Genomic DNA, 23,534 nt, shown 5'->3' on the forward strand with positions numbered 1-23,534 from the left:
ATAACTAAAAAACCACCATAAAATACGATGGTTTTTTTAGTCCTAGTTAAAACTATACTATTTCAAATTAGCATAAGCCTGAATCTTATTTTCTATATACTCTTGAAACGTATTTGCTAACTTCTTTTTTATTGGATATTCTGGTTCATTATCTTCAACATATGCTGGATAACTTGCATATACTGGGGGATTTTCTGAATCTTCAGCATCTGGATCATTGAAATAAAAGAAATCAAATTGTTCTCCTCCATCTAAGTCTGCAATCACCCAAAAGTTCTCTCCTATACTCACCCCATAATCCTTTAGTGTCTCTCTTGTATATTTTTGCCTTTCTATAGCAAATTGAAAAAAATGACTCATAGACATTAAAAGATTACACCTATTCCCTGCTAATTGAAGAAATTCTCTATAAGCGTTAGGAAAAATAACATTATACTCATTTTGATACTTCAAAATGTCTTCCATAACAACGCCTTCATTTGTATATCCATTCAAAACAGGATATTTTTTCAATAAATACATATACTCCATAATCTACTGTTTTAAAAATAAAATTAGTTCATCATTATTTTGAACTCCTTTTCCATTAGGAAATATAGGAAACTCTACATCTATTGTTGTATTTGAACCTAGTAGTTGTTCCCTTAGTAACATCTCTCGTTTACAAATAATACAAGGTTCGTACGTTGTTTCTATTATCATCTCAACAATAAGATCATTAATATCTAACTTTGCTCTATCGGCTGCTAGTATTGCATCTTCTTCCATATTTCGCAATAGAGGATTTTCAGAATCATTATATCTATCTCTTGTATTTATTGTATCATGATACTTAGCTTTTTCTCCAGAAAATCTTGTGGTAGCTTTTTCTATACTACCAAAAGGAAACTCTTTATCGGAAGGAATACGATCTCCTTTACCAGAATGTGAAAGATAATCATTACGTTCAAAAATAACTTTTCCTTTTTTAGTTAGCAAGCGAATTTTCCCTGTTGCAATATTAGCATTATTCAATATTCTTTTCGATTGTCTATAATTATCGTCAAAATGTTGTGCTCTATTTTTAGATAATGATTTTTTACGTATTCTATTATTAGAAAACCAATCATTTAAGATACGGTCTGAATCAATGACATCAGGTGCTTTCTCATATCGACTAAAACTTTTTTTCCATTCTTTTATATAAATTTTAAAATTTGGACTTGTTTTGAGTAAGTTTGTTCTCTCTTTTCTATAAAATCGACTAAGACTATCAGGGTCATCTAAAAACTTTTTCATAAGCTTTTCAACTTTCTCAAGATCTGTAGATCGCTCTAGGACTATATTACGATAATATACTGTATGGAATTTTCCTTCAAACTTTTTAACAGGAATTCCTACTAATAGTCCTGTGTTACTTCTTACATCCAAACGTATACCAAGTTGTTTAAGTTTCTTAATATCTCCAGGTGTTAAGCTTTTAAAACGTATACTACCTATAAGTTCATCTACAAGATTACCAAAAGCTTTAAGTGCTTCGGGAATCTCTTTTCCAACCTTTATCACTGCAGACCCGAGACGTAAGACTCCTTTTACACCAAAATATACATTGATAATAATCTCTACAAATTTTGCTATGGAAACTCCCATCTGATAGACATTGGTATAAATATCATCGCCATCTAAAAATGAGAATAATTGTCTAAGTTCTTTTACAAATAAAGCTTCTAGCGTTTTAAAATCTGCCTGATCAATAAATTGTTGTATTCCTTCTATAAAAGCATTTAGTTTTTCTGGATTAATTAACTCCAAAAAACTTGCTATATCTCCTACTAATCTCGCTAACAAGTCTAAAACTCCATTAATAACACCAATTAAAAAGGCATTTATAAGTTCTATAGGAGCTTCAGGATTTTCTGCTACAGCATCTATATACCCCTCTAGGTTTGTAAAATATCCTTTTAACATATCTCCTAAAAAATCTACCCAAACGAGTAGAGACGATTTAGTACTTTTCTTTTGATCTGCGACAGAATATTTTGGGATCGCTACAAAATCTGTTGCTCCATCAATTTTAGTATTTATCTGCGTTCTTGTGTTTGTATCTACATCATTAAAAAATTGTAGTAACTCTTGTCGAATCCTTGAAGGCGATTTTATTAGAGGATCATACTTATCACCTAGTCTAGCATTCCATCGTTCTTCCTTTAATTTCCAACTTCGTATTTCGTTTGCTAATGGTTTTAATACCTCCGAAGCTATAAATTCTGCTGTATTTATAAGATCTAAGACACTCAACTCTATTAATAATGCAAAAAAAGAAAGTCCGTCCTCCAAAGGATTTACATCTCTTGTGTTTGGAAACTTATTTACAAAATCTCTTATCGAACTTGTTATTTGAGCTACAAAATTATATCCTTCATTTGAAGTAGGATTTAATCCCATCCAATTTGCTAATCTAATAGCAATCCTAGATGCCTGACCTTCTCCTTCTTCAATATAACTTACAATGTCTTTCCCCAGTGTAACTCCATATACTTGATCTACATCTCTATAAGATATTCCGGAATCACTAAACCTTGAAACTGCTTTTCTTAATCGTATTTCTTCATTTCGAAGTTTTTCTCTTATTGAATCATCAAGTTTAACATATAACCTAATACCATGTTCTTCCGGTGGACGTAAGCTATCATTAAAAAAACTTTCATTAGGCACAAATCGTACTCTAAACTTTGTTCGAGGTTGATTTTCAACCCTAGATACTAAATCTTCTTCATCAAGATTTATAATAAATTCTTCTATTGAAGTATCTCCAAAAGGACTTGGAAATTCTGGAAACCGACTTTCAGTTCCTGAAAACGCAATAGCATCTAGCGCATTTCCTGAAGTATCAGGAAAGATAGGGGATGAAAACGTTCTATTACTGGGCTGTAATGCGTCTATCCCTTCTTGATTGAATTCGTCAAAAATACTCATGTTCTTGTCGTTATTTTTGTTTTATACATTTTTGGCGTACGCCTAACACATCTTCTGGGTAGAGTTGTTTTAATTGTTGATTCCCTTTTAGTAAGGTATTCATACGCTCTTGCGTAACTATAGGTAGATCCAGATAGTATCCTACATTTCTCCCCCATATTTTTGTATTTACAATCGGAAAATCACATACAATGTAGATATCCCAATCTTTTCCTTCTAGGGTATGCCATTCTGAGATGGGAACTCTTGCACGACTTCCAAAAAGGTACATAGCTCGTACAGGCGTGATGGTTTCTATTTTCGCGATAAGCGAATCGAAAAGATATGGCAGCACCTTTTCAGGCTGCCATATCATATCTTTTCTTACAATACTCATAATTACTACTCAGTTAAGGTAGTTTCTGAAATAAATCTATCTATAGGAAGTGGACTCTGAATGTCTTCATAACTCAATACTGTACCTGAGCTATCTGTCAAAAGATCTTTTTCTTCTAAATATGTACTAAACTCATCATCTCCAAATGTTATTTGTACCGTATCGCCATCTGTATTTACGGTTATTTTATCTAGTCCATTAGGAAGTCCATAAGCAGTTTTTTCAAATTCAAATGTGTCTATCACATTAAAATCTACCGTGAATAATACAGCACTACCATTCGCTACTCCAGAAGGAGGAATATAATCAAATTGACGTGCAGTGATCCCAGGAATTGCAGATAGCTGTGTTGCTAATGACTGATACAATACTGCAATACTATCTGTTGCAAGCCAAGAAGCATCTCTATTTATTTCAATGGTTTGCCCTTGACATCTGAATGTTCTTGGGAAGGATCCTTCTGTGTCTACTTCACCTATTGTCTTGTTTCCATAAAAATGACGTAATGAAAATTGTACTAAAGGAATGCCTCCTGGAATGCCTAGGTCACAATCTTTTCCAGAAAAAACATCTTCTTCATTTGTAATACCACTTAAGCACCCTGTTTGATCTGACTCTTGAAAATCTTTTTCATTCTCACAATTACACGGTAATGGTTTTTCAACTTTAAGACCGATACTGTCTGCTTGTAAAATGGTAAGTGAGGTAGGCACTTGTGTTTTCCACGCTTCTCCTTCTTTAATACCTAAAGGTTGTTGTAATTCTTCAACAATAGATAAGTATAGCGGATCATCCAACACAGGAAGTTCGCCTCCATCCCATACATTACCCGTAGCCATATAATGCATCATCGCATCTTCAAAACCTGGACGTACTGTTACTACGACACGCGCCATTCCTGCTTGCATAAATTTTCTAAAAACAGGATCATTATTTTCGTATTGATATAATTCTCCCCATTTGCCTCGATTTGCCCAATAAAAAGGATAGAAGTTATAAGACATGATATCCCACTCTATCGCTTGCTCAAGGAATGTAGCAAAAGATGTATAATTATCAAGACGTTGATTTAGTTTCACTTCTGCATCTTCTAGGATACTTCCTTCGTATAAACCACTTTTTCCATACGTACGCTCTCCATCTTGATTTCTATCTATAAGGTATGAAATACAGTTTTTACGTAATACGGTTTGTTCTATCTGACGGTAAAATAATGGATTCGAATCTCTTAATACGGTAGCTGTTTCTGTTTGTTCAACAAATTGCTCATTATACCTTGCCAACTTCTCTTCATAGGCCGTAATAATAGCATTAAACGTTGCTACACGCCAAGCTTCATAGGCTTCTGTCGTTAACTCACATTTAATACGTAAACTCAAAGACATACCCCCTACATCACCACCATGAAAACTAATCCCTAGTTCATTACGTATAGGTCTATTTACAATCTCTGAATTACTTTGAACATTCATATTTCCATGTCTAGCTTCTTCTAGATTAAAGCTATTACGTTCAATGTTAATAGTCCCATTTGTATTTTCAAAATCATTATGAATATACGTAAAGCCAAACTTCCCAGTATACTGTGTTACCTCATAATTTTCAGGGATTTCTACTGTCCAATTTTTACCTCCTGGATAATGATAATCTGGCAAATAACTACCACTAGCGCCACTATCACTAATCGCCGCAGAGATATACATTACGTTATCTAGTGGAGCATTTACTTCAGCATTATATTGTGCTGCCCAAGATCTATAACTAGAACGAAATATATAACCAGCACTTGCGAGTCCTTGTGTTCTTGGATCGATAGGTTTTTCTAATACCGTTCCTTCATTTCCTTCTATGGTTTCTGTCAAGGCTAGTTTATGTAATCTAGAAGGTTCTGGAATGAAGAATTCATACATAAGACGTTTCCCATAATTATAGATTTGATTTTTATATACTTTATCAATCCAACGATATACCCCAACAACATGCTTATCTCCTTCTCGGTTATCAAATCCATGTTTATTATTCTCTTCGTACTCTTCAATAATCTTTGTAATACGTTCTTCTTTCACTTTTTGTACTACACGATCCATAGCCCTAGACGTAATTTCTTGCGCTTCTGTTACCGCCTGACTGATACTATCTTCTTGTGAAGTATTATTTGCAAAACCAGCACCCGTACTAAATTGAATTAACTCACCTCCACCACTCACATTTGCAAAAGCATCAATACTTGTAGACTCAGCAATTACCTGAGCTACCTCATTTTGCATTTCAAAACGATCTGTAGTACTTGTATCTGTTAATTGTTCTTTTTCTGTTTCTGAAGTAGTTGATGTTGTATTTTCTGAACGACGCAATCTTCGAGTACTTTTCTCTTTATACTCACGTGCCATGATATTTTCTATATGGGAAACTTCGCCTTCTACATAACAATGTACATTTTGTTCTACTCGTCTATAATCGGCAATTCCTAATTGACGCATTCCAAATCCAGAAGGAATGAAATTTTCATCTGTATTTGTATCTGGATTTCCTCCAGTATCTCCATTTAGTTCATCACAGGTTATAATTCTAGTAATAAAAGAATTAGGATTGAGAACAGAATCAAATGTAAGTGTATCTCCATTTTGAAGTGTCACCGTTCCTGAAATAGCTGGAACTCCCAGACTAGCATCTAATTCTATCCCTCCTACTTGCGGAAAAATTCTTAACGTTCGCTCATATGTATTACCTGTTGTATCCGTATACGTCGTAATATAAACTGTATCTGCTATTTCACTTCCATTTGTAAAGGTGAGCTTATATGCTATATCTTGAATATTTACTTCTCTATCAAAACCTTCTAAATTTAGATGATATTCCCAATACCAATCACCATCACTATTTACAGGTGTAGTTTCAGATAGCAGTGTAGTTGTATAACAAACATCTACACTTGGTGAAACACTTTTATCATTACCACTAATGATCGTACCATTAAAGCTAATTTTTTTAGAAGATAACTTTTTGTTAGCAATTTGTATTTCTGACAATCTAGTTTCTTCCTTAGAAAATAAAGTGTATGCTTCTTCAAAAGAATCTATACGTTCTATTATTGTAAGACTTTTTAATGTATCAAATAAGAGTCCTGACATATCCCGAGAAGCTGTTGCTGCTTCTATCTCTGGACGAAATTCAAATTCAAACTTTGGTAAATCTGGAAGTTTTGTTTTAGCGACTTTATTAAATAAAAATTCTTCTTCTGTAACAGATTTAAGACTTTCTGTACGTCCTTTAAACCATATCTCTTGCTCTGCTTGCAAATCGTTTTTATATTGATCTGTCAATATTTTAACGGATGCATTATGAGTTTCTAGAGCTACTTTATACGCTGCATCATACTCTTTCCTATACTGCTTTTCTACATACTCAAGCTCTTCTTTTGCTAGTTTGAGTTGTTCTAATTTATAAGTAGCAATTGCAGAAGAAATTCGCGCTTCTGCTTCTGCTGAAGTGCGTTTAAAAACAGATTGACCTGAAGTAGGAACCGCAGCTTCTGCAACATCAATCACATCATTAGGAATAACAATACGAGCAGATGCAATTTCTTTAAATATCTTGAGAAGTTCTTCTTCTGAAGTCTCTCTAGAGATTTTTTTAGTTTCATCTACAAAGTTTTTTGCTATAATCAAATTGATGAGTGACTCTCTAGCACCATGATCTTCCTGTGTTTTATACTGATGGTATAAATTTAACCAAATACTCTCCTCATCACTTATGACAGAATTACCTGATAGTAATTGGAGTTTATCCTCTACTTCTTGCAATTCAAAATTTCTTCTGTTTTTTTGAATCCATGCACCAAAATCGTGTAATTCTTGATTTGTATTACGTGCTTCATTTTGAGTTAATATAGATAACCCCGTACTTCTCTCTTCAAAAGTTCCATCAGAGACTTCTCTAACTCTCATCTGACCACCATCGTCAATGAGTTCGTATACAAATTTACGACTTGGTTTTTGAGGAGCTATAAGTTCAGGTGACCTAAAACTTACAAACCTAAATAAGGTATGCGACGCTTGTTCTTTCATATAATTTTATTTTTTATTAACGACTATTATTCCTGCTGTTATTTTTTAGCTTTCGCGAAAGCGAATATTAATATTCAGTTTAATATTATCACGCAGGACGCATCTAGGGTTAGCACCACACAACATACCTAGATGGGGTGTCCTTTGTGATTATATAAATGTGTTGTTACATCACCTAAGGAATACCCTATGTACAAACACCCCACATAAAAGTCCATAGGGCATCCTGTAGTGACATAACATAGGTAATAGCCTAAGGCCATACCTTTGTTTCTTTTTCATAAAGACTTACTATTGTTTGTTTTATCATATAGGAAATAGCCATACGATTACAACAAGACATACAAAGCCTTTTTCCCAGCAATTGGGAAGGTGTGTGGTGTTTAAAAATGAATAGACTAACTGAGACAACATATTCCCCTTATGAGTCAGTCCTAAGTGTGTGGTGTTTTTTAAACCATGATTAATTTATAAACCATTGGTTTGGTTTGAAAATAGCGTGTAGTGGTGATTCCTATTTTCAGAATAAAGATCGTAACTCAATTGTTAAAGTAACACTAACTATGTGCTAAGTTTATATGAAAACTACGAAATATTTTTTTAATTCTTTTTTATGAAAAGAGTGAGACTCGTTTACATAAAAATCATCCTTTTATAGTTAAATCACTAAGGATAGCATTGAGAATCAACGCACCACAGAAAATGCCCAATGCATCCATAAAGTGACTTAACTATAGTACTACATAACGTATAGTTTGTAGTTATTATTTTTTATCCCGACATATATTTATGTCTTAGAGATATTTGTACCAAGATACTTTATGTAATACACCTTGGCTGTTTGCTAAATTTGAATGTACTTGCTTCTATAACTTCCCCTATGAAGCAGTACTTAATGTGTGGTAATCTCTTACAGATATTGTAAGCCTAAACTTACTATTTTTAGGACTCTAAAGAACGTCATTTTTTCTTTACAAGTCTATATTGGTTTAAGAAAAAAACTGTTAAAATTGGCTTATTCTTTTATAATTAATTCTTAAAATTATTTAAACTTCATTATAAATTAGTAATTACCGATCAATATTAACTTTCAAGTAGTTATTTCTAAATTTTTCATATAAACAAATCTAACGCTATCTTTCAGACCCTATGATTAGTAGCTCAAATCTTAATTTTGTTACTTATTTTTTTTGTTTTTTATCTCATTAAACAATCTTTTTATCGATAACACGCCTTAAAAACTCATCTATGCTCTTGCTATCTTTATACAAAAGAACAATAAAACTAAGATTCTCAACATCAAAAACCGAATCTCATTGAGTGAACTAGTCATTTCGTTGAGGGAAGTGAATTCAAATTCCCTATAACAAGCAACAATATTAATAAAGTTTGTATTTCTCACCAAGGAAAAACAATTGCTTATACAGTCATTTCAGTAGATGTAAACCACAATTAATTGTAACTTACCTATAATTAGTACTTTTCTTTTTTTAAGAAAAACACTCATCTTTTACAGAATAAAAATAAATCTATTTGATTGCCCTTTATTACTAATACTGAATTTTAGTCAAGCTGAACTTGTTTCAGCTTCTCATTCATAATAGTTTGATTATGCGTTTGATGAGATTCCGAAATAAATTCGGAATGACGCTAAATAATGCAATTATTAAACAAAGTTGATATTCGATAAATCTATTATATAGTATATATTATATACTATACAAAACTTCTTTTTATAATTTTTCTTGTTCCAGAAGGTGTAAAGCATCTAGAAAGCATCTCATAGAGTTCTGGGTGCTTTCGTTTAAATAAATCTGGACGTTCAAAAAAGTATTCAGAGGCTACAGCAAAAAATTCGGTTTGACTAGTCCCTCCATAATTCCTTATATCTGACGCATCGTTATTAATAGCTTCCATTTCTTTATGCATTAATGCTAGCCAAGGAGCGATGTATTGATGTTCTAATAATCGTTCAGGTATTCCATCTGTCACCCCATCGGTATTGTCTAGTAAATGAACAAACTCATGTATGGCTGTATTGCCTTTATCTGTAGCATTTGTAAATCCATGATGCAATGCTTTACGCGAAAGAATCATTTGGTTTTTATAACGTCCTGTTCCTACTAAACCTGCAATTTTACGTCCTTGTACATCGGCATCAAATGATAAATTCTCATCAAAGTAATCAGGGTAAATCAATACCGTACTTAAATTGTTATAATGCCATTCTTTAAATCCAAACACTGGAATTACAGCACTTGCCGCAACTAATATGCTATCTAATTCTTCTAACTCAAACTGTACTGCTTCAATATATACTTCTTCTAAGAAAAGCATCATTCGTTTTTGAAATACTTTTTGGTTTTCATCAGATAGATTTTTGTAAAACCTAACCCGTGTAAGAAGTATTGTATGCCAATGCGCTGGAAATGGTTTGGGGTGTTTCTTGGTACGCTTTCGCGAAAGCAAAAAAATCACAAAAACAAATAGTACTACGGGTATGATATATGCCATTCTGTAAATATAAAAAAGTGTATTGTAATCTCTATTCGAGCGCAGTCGAGAATTCTTGGATTCTATAACATTCAGTTTAGTTCTCGGTTCGCCTGTACGGACAGCTTGTTTATGTCATTTCTTAAAACCATAGAGTTCGCTCCCTTCTGACTGTAACTCGTCCCTCGTTACAGCCACCTTCCCTCTCCAAGGGAAGGAGCTTACATTTAAATTAAGCCTACTTACTCCTATTACCAAGATTCCCGACTACGTAAAGATTTCCGCCAGAGTTTATGCTGAGCATAGTCGAAGTTCAGGAATTATATGAAGAGCATAAAAACAGCCATTGCAATCATAATGGCATTTTCTATAAAGGTAGCTTCTGTCATAGGAAGTTTTAAAGCAGTTCCTAAACAAGCACATTGAATCTCTTGTTTATAGAGTAAACTTCTAGTGACACCTATGGTTGTTATTCCAAGAATAACAAGGGTTGTGACTAAAGCTACAGGGATTTCTAAACGAAGTAAAAACAAGATTCCTAGTCCGAGTTCTATAAAGGGATAGATCCATCCGTATACCTTTAGCTTATGAGCAAGCGGATCATACATCCTAAAGCTAGTTACAAATCCTCTGAGGTCTAAAAACTTAAAAAAACTAAACACTATATAAAACAATCCCATAAAATCTAGCATGGCTTCTTGTGTATTCCAAGTCTTATAATGCATTGCTATACTTGCAATTGTGATGTATCCAAAAATGAGAAATAATGGGCGCAATTGCGCCCATTTTGAAAGCGGTACTTCTGTGGTGCTATCAACTACCTGCTTTTCAGTTTTCTCTTTAATGGTATACTTCGGTTTTAATCCTGCTTGCAGGCTCGTGATCGCTATTGGAGCATCCATACGAATAACAGCTTCTTCTCTTTCTAAAGAAACTACTACATCTTGTACTTCTGGCAGTGCTTTCAAATCTCGTTCTACGCCAGCACGACATCCATTACACGTCATTCCTTTTATGGTATAACTATGCTCCATAACATTAGTGATTATGGTTGTGATTATGTGTGTCTTCTCCTACGTTTTCTCCCTCTGGAATAGCTTTCCAATCAAAAACTAAGAGTTCGCTTTTTCTATAATTACTCACAAAAACTTGCCCTTGATGTTGTATTACTTCAATGGGTTTTTCTACCCCTTTTGTAAGTTCTTGCTGCAATACTCCTTCATGATTAAATACTAAGACACGATCATTTTCAAAGTCAGCAACAAATACTTCAGTAGGGTTTACAAAAATTCCTGTAGCTGCATTCATTTTTTGATCGACACCTATTACCTTTAAAAATGTTCCTTGTTTATCAAATACCTGTATGCGATTATTATACGCATCGGCTACCCAAATGTTGTTTTCTGTTATCTGCACATCTGTTGGGTAATAAAAATCGCCATGTGCCTTTCCTTCTTTTCCAAAAGAAATAAAGTCCTTTCCATCTTTACTATAGAGAATACGATGATTATAGAAATCGGCAATGGCTTTTTCTTGATTATAGGAAGAAACACCAGCAGGAGCATCTAAGGAGTCTGAAAGCATAAATACTTCCTTCTCTTCTTTGATAAAAACACTTACTTCATCATTACCGTATTGCGGTACATATAGAATATCTTCTGCTGCATCTATATGCATAGGACGGTCAAGTGAATCTATAGTTTTTACTGTTTTTCCTTCATCATTTATCAACACCAATCGATTATGGTCTCCGTCACTTAACCAAATCCCTTCTGAGCCCACTGCCATTCCAATAGCATTTACACCCGTTATAGGGATTGTTTTTGAGAGCTGCCAGTTTTTGGCTATGTCTTCTTTTTCAGCACAACTTATCATGATAAGAAGTGTGAATAGGCTATATATGTATTTCATTTTGGTTTTATTTTAGTTCATACATAAAGTTATAATATCTGTTTGAGTGCATTTGAGAACCACGATTAAATACTAAAATATCTTAGGATTCTCGACTGCACTCGAACGGATATCTACTATTTAAATTTTTGTTTCCCCTTCCCTAAAGGGTGCAAAAATCATATACGTATTATTTTCATTAAAATAAGCCACCCTTTAGGGTTGAGGAAGGCTTATTAAGGATTCATTTATACAAATTGTTATTAGAAATCTATGAGGTTCTCGACTACGATCGAACGGACATCTACTTCATTAATACTCCACACGTTCATAAGCACAGCAACCAGGCAACGATTTATAGGTGCCATTTTTTGCTTGGTGGTTTTTGGTATCATGTCCTGCTTTTGCTACTGCTTTTTCAATAGCATCTAGTGTAGTTGCATTTTTATCATAGGACACTTCTAGAAGCTTAGTGTCTTTATTCCATGCAGCTGTTGAGACTCCAAAAACATCTGTAGATGCTTTTACAATACGTGCTTGACACATCTCACAGTTACCTGCTACAAAAGCGCTTTCTGTTACTATTTCTGCATCGGCGGCAATGGTTTCTTTGACACCTCCCATTTCTTCTATAGTTCCATCATGACGTATCACACGACCAGACATAGGTGTATATCCTGCTTTTTTAACTTGTTCTTCTACGGCTACAATTGTCAACGCTTTTTCAGAAGGGTATGTGAAGCTAAAATCTCCTGTTTCTATATCTATTTTTACTTTTTTGATGCCTTTAAATTCTTTAAATTTTTTCTCTAATCCGTAGGCACAAAAAGGACATCCAAGTCCATCAACTTGGACTTCAAATTGGTCATAGTTTTTTTGTGCTTGTACTGTTGGTATTGCCATCAAAACAGCAAATACAATGAATACGATTTTTTTCATTTTTTTATGTTTTAAAAAGTGTATCTCGTACCAAGAAACACACTATAGTTTAACTCTCTTGTTGGATCTAAATTTTGAATAAGTGGCAACTGCACGGCAAGATCAAATGTGATATTTTTCCCTGCATATTGTATACCTTGTGCATACAATAACTGATACCAATCTCTTTCTGTAAATAGCGAACTTGTATATTCAAAAAACAGATTTATTTGTTTATTTGGGTATTGTGGTTTTAACAAAGGCAAGCCTACACCAAACTTTGCTCGAAATTCATCTACAGTTGCTTCTGGTGACCAATTATAACCTACCTCTGTAGAGATTCCATATTTCAGGGTTTCATATCCAGAAACTATGCCATAATAGCCTTCATAGAAACCTGTGCTAAGACCAATCAAATCAACCTTATCTCCCGTAGGGATACTTTGAAAGGTTTTTGCCACGACTCTAAAGGTCTTGCCAGTAGCATCTTTACGATAAAATTGATACTTTCCTAATACTTTAATATCGGCGAGTGTACTACCTGATCTTCCATCATCAAAATCATAATTGATGTAAGGAAGGTGTACCGCAAACAGAGAATTAGACGTAGGTAAATAGTGAAACATTACGGGTACGTATGTAGCGGTACCTCTTTCGGTGTCTCTAATTTCGGTTAATGTTTTGGTGGTAAAACTTCCACCGCCTAACATAATAGGCTTATCTGCTGTGATCGGGGGTCCTTGTGCATACGCTTTCGCGAAAGCGAACAAAGCAACCACCCATAAAATGTGTTTCATGTAATTATTAATATATGATTAAACTTAACTGCGGCGAGTAAAGCATCATATATCAAATCAAAAATTGCTCGTAAAGAATCACAATGTCTGTGACAATATCTGGTGGCGGATAGCCATCGAAAAGAATTTCTTGCGTTTCTGAATATTCAAACAACTGAATATAAGAGCCACAAAAGGCCATTACAAAATTTTGCTGTTCTACATCTAATTTTTGAAAAGTTGGTTTTAAATCGTCTTGACCAATACTCACAATTTGCTCATCATGACAGCAACTCATCGCCTTCATTTCATTAGAAGTAGAAGCTGGCATTGCCATTTGCATTCCGCAATCTTTTGCTTCTTTAAAAACGGCAATATCTACTAATGTATCTCCACAATAATGCATATCTACCGTAAAGGACATGGTCGTAAAAATTACAACACATGCCATCGTAATAGCCATTATTTTGTGAATGAATATTTTCATAATAGATTACAAAATTACAAAATTTATAACAACCCTACTTTGGATTAACAAAGCCTTAGTATACCAACTAGTAAGATTCTCGTAATTTTGCAGACAAAAAGAAAAAAGAAAATCAACAATGAAACTATCAATAATCATTACAGGTTTAATTCTTGCCATTTCATGCCAGAGCAAACCTTATAAAGTAAACGAACCTACAGCTTCACTAGACCCTGTACAAACACAAACACAAGATGGTTTGGCTAAAGCGTACTTTGCAAGTGGGTGTTTTTGGTGTGTAGAAGCTGTTTACGAAAGTGTAAAAGGGGTTAAAGAATCTATATCTGGATATAGTGGAGGTCATACTGAAAACCCAACATATGAAGCTAGTAATACTGGACGTACAGGTCATGCAGAAGCTGTAGAAATCTATTATGATCCTACTGTGGTATCCTTTGCAACCTTAGTAGATGTTTATTTTGGATCTCAAAACGTAACACAAGTATATGGCCAAGGACCTGATGTAGGATCTCAATATCGTTCTATCATATTTTATCAAAATGAAAAAGAAAAAGAAATCATTCTTCAAAAAGTAAAAGAGCAAGAAAAGATTTATGGAGAAGGCAAAGTAGCCGCTTCTATCCTACCTTTTCAAAAATTCTGGAAAGGAGAAGCATATCATCAAAATTATGAGCGTCTACACCCACAAAGCTCTTACATTCAGAATGTTTCTATTCCTAGATTACGACGTTTTCAAAAGAAATTCCCTCATTTATTAAAAGATACAGCACATTAAGGTTTCCGAACCTTCAGCTCAAATAAAAGCGGATATAAACGGTCTTTAGTTACATAAAGGCCGTTTTCATTTTTTACCAAATCGGGTAATACGTCATACGGACTCTCATCATGTTCTCGTAGATATTCTACAACGAGTCCTTGACTAGTGAGTGCAGAAATCACATCGCCTAGTCCATGGTTCCAACCATATTCTTTACTAATCATAGTTGATTTTTGATCGGCATAGGTTCCTTCGTACTCCTCATAAATTGCTTCTTTCTGATTATAACCATATCGCAATTCGGCTTTTCCCGATGTATAATCAAACATCCATACCAGAGGGTGAAATTCTACCATATAGAATATTCCTCCCGATGTTAGGCGTTCTGCAATCATTTCACCCCAAGGTTTTAGATCTGGCAACCATCCTATCGTTCCATAACTCGTAAATACAATATCGAAAAGATCGTTCGTATACTCAGATGTATCTAATACATTGCATCTTATAAAAGTAGCATCCAGAGCTAATTGTTTATTGAGTTTTTTTGCCAGTACAATTCCTTCATCACTTAAATCGACTCCTGTGCAAATAGCGCCCATTCTAGCAAAGCTTAATGTATCCTGTCCAAAATGACATTGTAAATGCAATAGTTTTTTTCCTTTGATAGCTCCTAATGCTTCTAATTCATACTGATTCAGTGATGTTTCGCCTGCAAGAAAACCATCCATATTATAAAACTCACTCTCAGCATGAATCGTTACTTTTTGATTCCAAGTGTCTCGATTAACTTTAAAATAATCAGGGTTAGGATCAGACATAATTTGTACTTTTGAAATAAACTTTGAGAAAGATACTACATTTTGATAAAGAAGCTATTGAAAACATGGATCAGCGATTTAGAGCTAATTTCATCAATAGTGTTACTGGTTATAAATCTGCTAATCTTCTAGGAACTATTGATAAAGAAGGAATTCCTAATCTTGCTGTTTTTAGTTCTGTCACGCATTTAGGGAGTCACCCACCTCTAGTTGGCTTTATTACACGACCTACCGTTGTACCTAGACATACGTACCTAAATATAAAAGAAACAGGTGTTTTTACGATTAACCATGTGAACACATCTATCATAAAAGAAGCACATCAAACTTCAGCTCGTTATGATGCTGCTATTTCAGAATTTGATGCTACAGGACTTACTACTAAATTTATAGATGGATTTAAAGTTCCTTTTGTAAAAGAGGCACATATTAAAATAGCATGTCATTATGTAAATGAATATGCTATCAAAGAAAATGGTACGGTACTTATGGTAGGAGCCATCCAAGATATTTATCTTCCAGAAGGAGTTCATACTGAAGATGGGTGGATAGATTTAAGCAAAACACAGGGAGTTACTATTAATGGTTTAGACAGCTATTCACAACCTGAGCTTCTAGATCGGTTACAGTATGCAAAACCTGACAAGCCTACTGCCTCTATTCTGAAAAAGTAAAAAGACACTTTCCTGTTTTTTAGCTTTATCTTTGCATAGATTTTATGAGACGTACACTGGAGTTTATACTGAGCCAGTCGAAGTACGAAAGCGTATACAAACACAAAACACTATGCAATTATCTAAGATTCCTAAGCTTAAACATACAGACGGAGATAACTTTTTTTTATTAGCAGGTCCATGCGCGATTGAAGGTGAAGATATGGCAATGCGTATTGCCGAAAAGGTTCTTGAAATCACTACTAAATTAGAAATCCCTTATGTATTTAAAGGGAGTTTTAGAAAAGCAAATCGTAGTCGTGTAGATAGTTTTACAGGAATTGGAGATGAAAAAGCGTTAGAAATTCTTGCGAAAGTTTCAGAACGATTTGATGTGCCAACGGTAACCGACATCCATGAAGTTTCAGATGCAGCACTTGCAGCACAATATGTAGATGTGCTTCAAATACCAGCTTTTCTTGTACGACAGACAGCCCTTGTCGTTGCTGCTGCTAAAACTGGAAAAGTAGTCAATTTAAAGAAAGGACAATTTATGTCTCCAGAAAGCATGCAACATGCTGCAAAAAAAGTAACTGGAACAGGGAATGAACAAGTGATGATTACTGATCGCGGTACTATGTTTGGGTATCAAGATATGATTGTAGATTTTAGAGGTATTCCAACGATGAGACAATATGCGCCTACCGTTCTTGATGTGACACACTCTTTACAACAACCTAATCAATCTAGCGGTGTGACAGGAGGACGTCCAGATATGATAGAAACGATAGCTCGTGCAGGTATAGTAAATAACGTAGATGGATTGTTTATAGAAACCCATTTTGACCCTGCAAATGCAAAAAGTGATGGTGCAAATATGCTAGACTTAGCGCATTTAGAAAAATTACTCACGAACTTAGTTACGATACGTAAAACGGTAAATACATTATAGGTAATATATCACTTACCTAATACAAAACATAGATCGCCTTATACACAAAAAATAGCATACTCATAATTACGAAACATAAAAAAAAGGAATCTTCCCCCAAAGATTCCTTTTACTTACTAAATGCTTTTCATAATTGACTAGTAAGTATTGTTTCTACGAAACTACTACAAACATAAATGCAAGACTCTTAATAAAATCTTAAAGCGTTAATAATTAACATTACCATAATATTCAGCCATTTGTTGTGTATTTTGATTCAATTTCTTTCATTTTCTCACACCCTACCATAAATGACGAATAAAAGAAATCTTCGTTCCATCCTTTAGGGTTTGAGGAAAAGAATGAAGATAAATGTGCAGTTACTTATTCTTTCCCAAAATTCACAACGGATTATAGCTATTTTTCTCTGATAAGACGTACTGCATCTCGTAAGACATCTTGCAATACAGCTACATCAATTTCTTCTATAGAAGTGTATCGTATAGATCGTAATGTTTTACGTTTTTCACCATCTATTAAATGATCTTTATGAATAGTTATATGGATACCATTAATAAAGCCTACATCTACAAATGTTTTTCTAAAATTCAGAAAACAACACATTTTTTTATCCACTTTGTAAAAGGGTAAGTGCCATTTAAATTGTTCTTCTACTTCTGGCAGAGTGTGTTTAATAATAGCCTGTAACTCGATAAGAATACTACGCCACGGTTCTGGTTTTGATATGATATAATTTTCAGCTGGATTCACAAGTTTAGTATTTTTTTATAGGATCCATTTTCAAACTTTATTTCTAATTTCCCCTCTTTCCATCCTTCCCGAAGCGCAAATAAAATAGATTCACTAACAAATTTCGGAGTTACAATCTTTGGTTCAAAATCAGGAGGTTCATTTTCTTTATCATTTACAAACCACCATACATCATACCAACCAAAATCTATTATTAAGAGATTATTTTCTATAGTGTCAGTAGTCACAAAGACTTTCCCTTTGAATTTCCAGTAAAATTCACTTCCCGTTACAATTATTTTTCGAAATCCTTTTTTTGAAATCGCCATATATTATTATTCACTCATTTTCAAATAAATACGTCAATCTATCTAATATTATTAAACTAGATTTTATTCACTATATTAAGTATACCTATAGTTATTAAATAAATGTAGTAATAAATAAATTTATTCGCTTTCGCGAAAGCGGAAATACGTTTTTAAAATTCCTATTTTTAGACAACCTTATAACTCATAAGTATATGAATTCTCGCCGTGATTTTGTAAAGAAAACTGCTTTAGTTGGTACTGGTATTGCATTAGCTCCTACTGTAGCCTATACCGCTTCAGAAACGTCAAAAGAAACCTTAAAGGTTGCCCTCATTGGTGTAGGATTAAGAGGCACAAATCACCTTACCAATTTATTACAACGCAAAGATGTTTCTATAGAAGCAATTTGTGATATTGATCCTACTAGAATCACCATTGCCAAAGATCATATAGCCAAAGCGGGGTTTAAAGCACCTAAAGTTTTTGGAAAAGATGATTATGATTATAGAAATCTCCTCGAAGAAAAAAGCATTGACGCTGTTATTATTTCGACACCATGGTTATGGCATACGCGTATGGCAGTAGACGCCATGAAAGCTGGAAAATATACAGGCGTAGAAGTATCGGCAGCAAATACAATGGAAGAATGCTGGGATCTTGTAAACACACATGAAGAGACTGGAAGTCACTTAATGATTCTAGAGAATGTAAATTACCGTCGTGATATTTTAGCGGTTCTCAACATGGTACGTCAAGAGGTTTTTGGAGAATTAATTCATTTTAGATGTGGCTATCAACATGATTTACGATTTGTAAAACTAAATGATGGAGTAACACCTTATGGGAAAGGAGTTGAGTTTGGAGACAAAGGAATTTCAGAATCTAAATGGCGTACACAACATTCATTACTCCGTAATGGGGATGTATATCCTACTCATGGCGTAGGGCCTATTGCTACCATGTGTAACGTCAATAGAGGCAATCGTTTTGTATCTATGACTTCACATGCAACTAAAGCCATTGGACTCAACAAATACATTGTTGAAAATGGAGGAAAAGACCATCCTAATGCAAAACTAAACTGGAAGCAAGGAGATGTGATTACGTCTACCATTGCCACAGCTAATGGAGAAACCATTATTGTAACACATGATTGTAACTCGCCACGTCCCTACTCGCTTGGGTTTAGAGTCCAAGGAAGTCAAGGGTTATGGGAAGTAGATGGAAGTCGTATTTATATAGAAGGAAAAAGTGAGCCTCATCGTTGGGATGATGCCAAAGCATGGCTAGACAAATACGACCATCCTTTATGGAAAAAATATGGAGAATATGCCACAGGTTCTGGTCATGGAGGTATGGACTTTTTTGTATTAAATGCCTTTGTAGAATCTGCAAAACAAAATATAGCACCGCCTCTTGATGCTTATGATGCCGCAGCTTGGAGTGCCATTACGCCACTTTCTGAAGCTTCTATTGCAAATAATGGTGAGCCTCAAGACTTTCCTGACTTTACGAGAGGGTTATGGGTAAGTCGTAAGCCATACAATTGGATAAAAGAAACGTATTAACACTTACTATGATTTCAAAAGCACCTGGACGTATCTGCCTTTTTGGTGACCATCAGGATTATCTGGAATTGCCTATTATTGCTTGCGCTATCAATAAATATATCACTATTCAAGGCACCCCTAATAACACAGATACATTTGTGATTAACATGCCTGATTTGGGAAAAGAAGAACGTATACCCTTTCGTAAACCTGCCTCGCCGGCAGGCAGCAGCGATCTTATCCCAACCAAAGGAGCGCATCTCAAAACAGCTTTATATGTAGTACAACAGTACGGATGTATTCCCTCGCAAGGATATAATATTACCATACAAGGAAATATTCCTATTAATGCAGGATTATCGAGTTCTTCTGCTATGGTTGTTGCGTGGGTTCAATGGTTATTTACTACTTATGGTTGTGATCATCCTATAACTCCAGAATTTATAGGTAAAATAGCGTATGAAGCTGAGGTGGTTGCTCAAAAAGCACCTGGCGGAAAGATGGATCAATATACAAGTGCCATCGGAGATACTATTTATTTAGAAACGAATGCATCCTCAAATTATCGTAAGATAGCATGCGCATTAGAAGGACTTATTGTGGGCGAATCTGGTGTTGCAAAAAATACCGTAGGTGTTTTGGGAGATATCAAAGGAAAATCGTTGGAAGCCATTGCATTTATAGAAAAAACAACACCTTCTTTTGATCTTACTACGGCAACCCTTGAAGATTATAATGCATATAAAGCAATACTTCCTGATGCGTTACATCCTTTTTTTTACGCTGCTATTCAAAACCATTTGATTACACAAGAAGCATTTTTCGCTTTAAGCGAAACAAAAATAGATTATAAACATATAGGTAATTTATTAAATGCGCATCATGCTGTTTTAAAAAACACACTACAAATTACAGTGCCTGTAATAGACACTATGATAGATGCTGCATTATACGAAGGTGCCTATGGTGCTAAAATTGTAGGTTCAGGTGGTGGAGGTTGTATATGTGCTATCGCACCTATTGAAAAACAACAGGACGTGATCAATGCCATACAAAACGCAGGTGCTAAAGATGCCTATACTATACAATTAAGCAAAGGAGCATATATCTTATGACAAATACATTAATTATTCTTGCAGGAGGTGCTTCATCACGTATGAAAAAATCAATAACATCAGACCTTTCTGATGAGATGGTGGTACAAGCGAATACGCGTAGCAAGGCATTAATTTTACTGAACGATAGACCTATGCTTGATTATGTATTATACAATGCAAAACAAGCAGGGATTATTCATGTGGTTATTGTGATTGGTCCGCAAGGTGGTTTATTTAAAGAATACTATGGCAACCAAGATCAAGGCAATGATTTTCATAGACTTCAGATCTCTTATGCGGTACAACATATTCCTGAGGGTCGAGAAAAACCCTTAGGTACTGCCGACGCTTTATTGCAAGCCATAGAGCAATACCCCCATTTAAAGTCAAATAGTTTTTTAGTTTGTAATGCAGACAATTTATATAGCACTGCTGCTTTTTTCGCTTTGCGCGAAAACAAAAACAGTCACGCATTCTTAAATTATGATCGGTCAGCGCTAAAGTATCCTATGGAACGCATTGCTCGGTTTGCTTTAACAAAGATTACAACCGAACATTATTTACAAGATATCATAGAAAAACCTGAAGCTTCTGAAGTTGAAGATTACAAAAATACTGATGGGACCTTTAGAGTCAGCATGAACATTTTTAAATTTCAAGGTGCTTCATTTTATCCTTATTTAGTGGCCTGCCCTATTCATCCAGAACGTAATGAAAAAGAACTTCCAACTGCTATTCTCGCTATGGTACGTGAATACCCAACCGCGATGCAAGCCATTCCTTTTTCAGAACATGTTCCTGATTTAACGGGAAAAGATGATATTTTTATTTTGAATGATTATCTTTCTACACATATTCCAACCTTAGATTGGACTACATAATATAACGACTCCTTATGATTGATTTATCGACACTAGACCTTGTCATTATTATTTTGCTATTTGTCATTATCCTATCTGTAGGGTTTTATGTGAGTAAGACCTCAGGAAAAGATACCTCTCAATACTTTTTATCTGGTCGTAATATGCCTTGGTGGTTATTAGGGCTTTCTATGGTAGCCACTACCTTTTCGACAGATACGCCAAATCTGGTAACCGATATTGTACGTACCAACGGCGTTGCTGGTAATTGGGTATGGTGGGCGTTCCTGATCACAGGATTACTCACGGTTTTTGTATATGCACGCTTATGGCGAAAATCGAATGTAAAAACAGATATTGAGTTTTATGAGCTACGTTATGGCGGTGCTCCAGCGCGTTTTTTACGCTGGTTTAGAGCTGTCTTTTTAGGAGTGTTTTTTAATATGTTTGCAATGGCGGGCGTGATGCTAGCTGCCATCAAAATTGGTGAAGTGATGCTTGGATTAGAAGGAGAAATCACGCTTCTTATAGCTGGATCTATCACCTTACTTTTTAGCTCTATTGGAGGGTTTAAAGGTGTTGTTTATACTGATTTTATTCTCTTTTTTGTTGCCATGGTTGGGGCCTTAGGTGCTGCAGTTTATATTGTAGGTCTTCCAGAAGTGGGAGGTTTAGAGGCACTCGTTTCTCACCCTAATGTAGCCGACAAGCTTGCTTTTGTTCCCGATGTAGATAAAAAAGAATTATATATTACGCTCTTCATTATTCCTATTGCTGTGCAATGGTGGAGTAGTTGGTATCCTGGTGGAGAGCCTGGTGGTGGAGGCTATGTTGCACAACGTATGCTGGCTGCTAAAAATGAAAATCACGCCATAGGTGCCACTTTCTTTTTTAATTTTATGCATATTGCGATTCGTCCTTGGCCATGGATTTTGGTAGCATTAGCTTCTCTTATTGTTTTTCCAGATATAGCGAGTATACAAGAAGCGTTTCCTAATATCTCAGATGACAAACTAGGACAAGATCTCGCCTATTCTGCAATGCTAACTAAATTACCAAGCGGTTTATTAGGTATTGTACTAGCATCGCTTGCTGCTGCCTTTATGAGTACCATTTCTACGCATTTAAATTGGGGAGCTTCCTATCTAGTGAATGATTTATATAAAACACAGATTAAAAAAGAAGCTACCGAAAAAGAACAAGTGCAGGCTGGACGTATTGCAACCATTATTCTTATGGTGATCAGCGCACTTATGGCATTAGCCATGAATAATGCAAAACAAATATTTGATATCATTATTATGTTTGGTGCAGGAACTGGACTCATTTTCATACTTCGTTGGTTCTGGTGGCGTATCAATGCATGGACAGAAATAAGTGCTATGATTGCATCTGGGACCATCTCTATGCTGTTAACATTTACGCCTCTTGGAGAAACCATGTTTGGAAAAGCGGGGTGGATGCCTGCTTATTATCAATTTCCATTTATTGTGGTAGTGACTTCTATTATTTGGCTCATTGTTACGTATGCAACACAACCGGAATCTCAAGAAACACTAGCCCGTTTTTACCAGAGAACAACACCCGGTGGTAACGGCTGGAAAAAGATTGTCGCCCAAATGACTCCTGAAGAACAAAACGCTTCTCAGACGCCATGGATTGTACCACAAGGAATTCTTGCGATGTTACTAGGCTGTGCATTTGTGTATGGTGCTTTATTTTGTACAGGATATTTCATTTATGGAGAAACCACCAATGCACTTATTACATTAGGAGTTGTAATTATCTCTGGTGTATTCCTATTAAAAGTTTGGAAACGTCTTAAAGAAATTGCAGATTAATCGA

20 protein-coding genes are annotated in these 23,534 nt (G+C 34.9%); 7 read left to right on the forward strand and 13 right to left on the reverse strand.

Annotated features, from left to right (window positions below; all coding sequences use genetic code 11):
- Nucleotides 1-57 precede the first annotated feature (57 nt).
- The 10 genes from Q1A01_RS08905 to Q1A01_RS08950 form a co-directional block, all read right to left on the reverse strand.
- The gene (locus Q1A01_RS08905) at nt 58-531 is read right to left on the reverse strand and encodes an SMI1/KNR4 family protein (protein WP_299679143.1); all 474 of its coding nucleotides are present in this window, start codon (nt 529-531) and stop codon (nt 58-60) included.
- A gap of 3 nt (nt 532-534) precedes the next feature.
- On the reverse strand, nt 535-2,955 hold the full coding sequence (locus Q1A01_RS08910; RefSeq protein WP_299679146.1) for a hypothetical protein: 2,421 nt from the start codon (nt 2,953-2,955) through the stop codon (nt 535-537).
- 10 nt (nt 2,956-2,965) lie between these two features.
- Entirely contained in the window at nt 2,966-3,331 is a 366-nt protein-coding gene (locus Q1A01_RS08915) for a hypothetical protein (RefSeq protein ID WP_299679149.1), read from the reverse strand.
- 5 nt (nt 3,332-3,336) lie between these two features.
- On the reverse strand, nt 3,337-7,398 hold the full coding sequence (locus Q1A01_RS08920; RefSeq protein ID WP_299679151.1) for a hypothetical protein: 4,062 nt from the start codon (nt 7,396-7,398) through the stop codon (nt 3,337-3,339).
- 1,716 nt (nt 7,399-9,114) lie between these two features.
- Nucleotides 9,115-9,912, reverse strand: a complete 798-nt coding sequence (locus Q1A01_RS08925; RefSeq protein WP_299679153.1) for a M90 family metallopeptidase — start codon at nt 9,910-9,912, stop codon at nt 9,115-9,117.
- A gap of 299 nt (nt 9,913-10,211) precedes the next feature.
- Entirely contained in the window at nt 10,212-10,925 is a 714-nt protein-coding gene (locus tag Q1A01_RS08930) for a MauE/DoxX family redox-associated membrane protein (protein WP_299679155.1), read from the reverse strand.
- A 4-nt stretch (nt 10,926-10,929) separates the two neighbouring features.
- On the reverse strand, nt 10,930-11,802 hold the full coding sequence (locus Q1A01_RS08935; RefSeq protein WP_299679157.1) for an NHL repeat-containing protein: 873 nt from the start codon (nt 11,800-11,802) through the stop codon (nt 10,930-10,932).
- A 291-nt stretch (nt 11,803-12,093) separates the two neighbouring features.
- Complete coding sequence (locus Q1A01_RS08940) at nt 12,094-12,720, reverse strand: cation transporter (RefSeq protein ID WP_299679159.1); 627 nt, start codon at nt 12,718-12,720, stop codon at nt 12,094-12,096.
- 11 nt (nt 12,721-12,731) lie between these two features.
- On the reverse strand, nt 12,732-13,496 hold the full coding sequence (locus Q1A01_RS08945) for a hypothetical protein (protein WP_299679162.1): 765 nt from the start codon (nt 13,494-13,496) through the stop codon (nt 12,732-12,734).
- Between the two features lie 52 nt (nt 13,497-13,548).
- Complete coding sequence (locus Q1A01_RS08950) at nt 13,549-13,962, reverse strand: hypothetical protein (RefSeq protein WP_299679165.1); 414 nt, start codon at nt 13,960-13,962, stop codon at nt 13,549-13,551.
- A 118-nt stretch (nt 13,963-14,080) separates the two neighbouring features.
- On the opposite strand from Q1A01_RS08950, the gene msrA reads away from it, so the two are divergent.
- Nucleotides 14,081-14,737 carry a peptide-methionine (S)-S-oxide reductase MsrA gene (gene msrA / locus Q1A01_RS08955; protein ID WP_299679168.1) on the forward strand — a complete coding sequence of 219 codons (657 nt, stop codon included), beginning with the start codon at nt 14,081-14,083 and terminating at the stop codon, nt 14,735-14,737.
- On the opposite strand, the gene Q1A01_RS08960 is transcribed toward msrA, so the two are convergent.
- Entirely contained in the window at nt 14,734-15,537 is an 804-nt protein-coding gene (locus Q1A01_RS08960) for a class I SAM-dependent methyltransferase (RefSeq protein ID WP_299679171.1), read from the reverse strand. The two genes, msrA and Q1A01_RS08960, sit on opposite strands and share 4 nt — an antisense overlap.
- A gap of 23 nt (nt 15,538-15,560) precedes the next feature.
- On the opposite strand from Q1A01_RS08960, the gene Q1A01_RS08965 reads away from it, so the two are divergent.
- The gene (locus tag Q1A01_RS08965) at nt 15,561-16,211 is read left to right on the forward strand and encodes a flavin reductase (protein ID WP_299679174.1); all 651 of its coding nucleotides are present in this window, start codon (nt 15,561-15,563) and stop codon (nt 16,209-16,211) included.
- A 112-nt stretch (nt 16,212-16,323) separates the two neighbouring features.
- Nucleotides 16,324-17,142 carry a 3-deoxy-8-phosphooctulonate synthase gene (kdsA, locus tag Q1A01_RS08970; protein ID WP_299679177.1) on the forward strand — a complete coding sequence of 273 codons (819 nt, stop codon included), beginning with the start codon at nt 16,324-16,326 and terminating at the stop codon, nt 17,140-17,142.
- Nucleotides 17,143-17,538: 396 nt separating this feature from the next.
- Here kdsA and Q1A01_RS08975 read toward each other — a convergent pair whose 3' ends face one another.
- Both Q1A01_RS08975 and Q1A01_RS08980 read right to left on the reverse strand, forming a co-directional pair.
- Entirely contained in the window at nt 17,539-17,892 is a 354-nt protein-coding gene (locus tag Q1A01_RS08975; protein ID WP_299679180.1) for a DUF1801 domain-containing protein, read from the reverse strand.
- Nucleotides 17,889-18,200 carry a hypothetical protein gene (locus Q1A01_RS08980; protein ID WP_299679183.1) on the reverse strand — a complete coding sequence of 104 codons (312 nt, stop codon included), beginning with the start codon at nt 18,198-18,200 and terminating at the stop codon, nt 17,889-17,891. Before Q1A01_RS08980 ends, Q1A01_RS08975 begins: the two co-directional genes overlap by 4 nt.
- 194 nt (nt 18,201-18,394) lie before the next feature.
- On the opposite strand from Q1A01_RS08980, the gene Q1A01_RS08985 reads away from it, so the two are divergent.
- From Q1A01_RS08985 to Q1A01_RS09000, 4 genes are read left to right on the forward strand one after another with little or no spacing between them, the layout of a single operon-like run.
- Nucleotides 18,395-19,750, forward strand: coding sequence for a Gfo/Idh/MocA family oxidoreductase (locus tag Q1A01_RS08985; RefSeq protein WP_299679186.1), 1,356 nt, complete (start codon nt 18,395-18,397; stop codon nt 19,748-19,750).
- 8 nt (nt 19,751-19,758) lie between these two features.
- A complete protein-coding gene (locus tag Q1A01_RS08990; protein WP_299679189.1) occupies nt 19,759-20,847 on the forward strand; it encodes a galactokinase family protein in 1,089 nt (362 codons plus the stop codon).
- On the forward strand, nt 20,844-21,710 hold the full coding sequence (locus tag Q1A01_RS08995) for a sugar phosphate nucleotidyltransferase (RefSeq protein ID WP_299679192.1): 867 nt from the start codon (nt 20,844-20,846) through the stop codon (nt 21,708-21,710). The genes Q1A01_RS08990 and Q1A01_RS08995 overlap by 4 nt, the downstream gene beginning before the upstream one ends.
- Nucleotides 21,711-21,724: 14 nt before the next feature.
- Nucleotides 21,725-23,530 (forward strand): sodium:solute symporter family protein, encoded by a 1,806-nt coding sequence (locus Q1A01_RS09000; RefSeq protein ID WP_299679195.1) that lies wholly within the window; start codon nt 21,725-21,727, stop codon nt 23,528-23,530.
- Nucleotides 23,531-23,534 lie beyond the last annotated feature (4 nt).

It is taken from the genome of uncultured Dokdonia sp., from assembly GCF_947492815.1.
Taxonomy (GTDB): Bacteria; Bacteroidota; Bacteroidia; order Flavobacteriales; family Flavobacteriaceae; genus Dokdonia.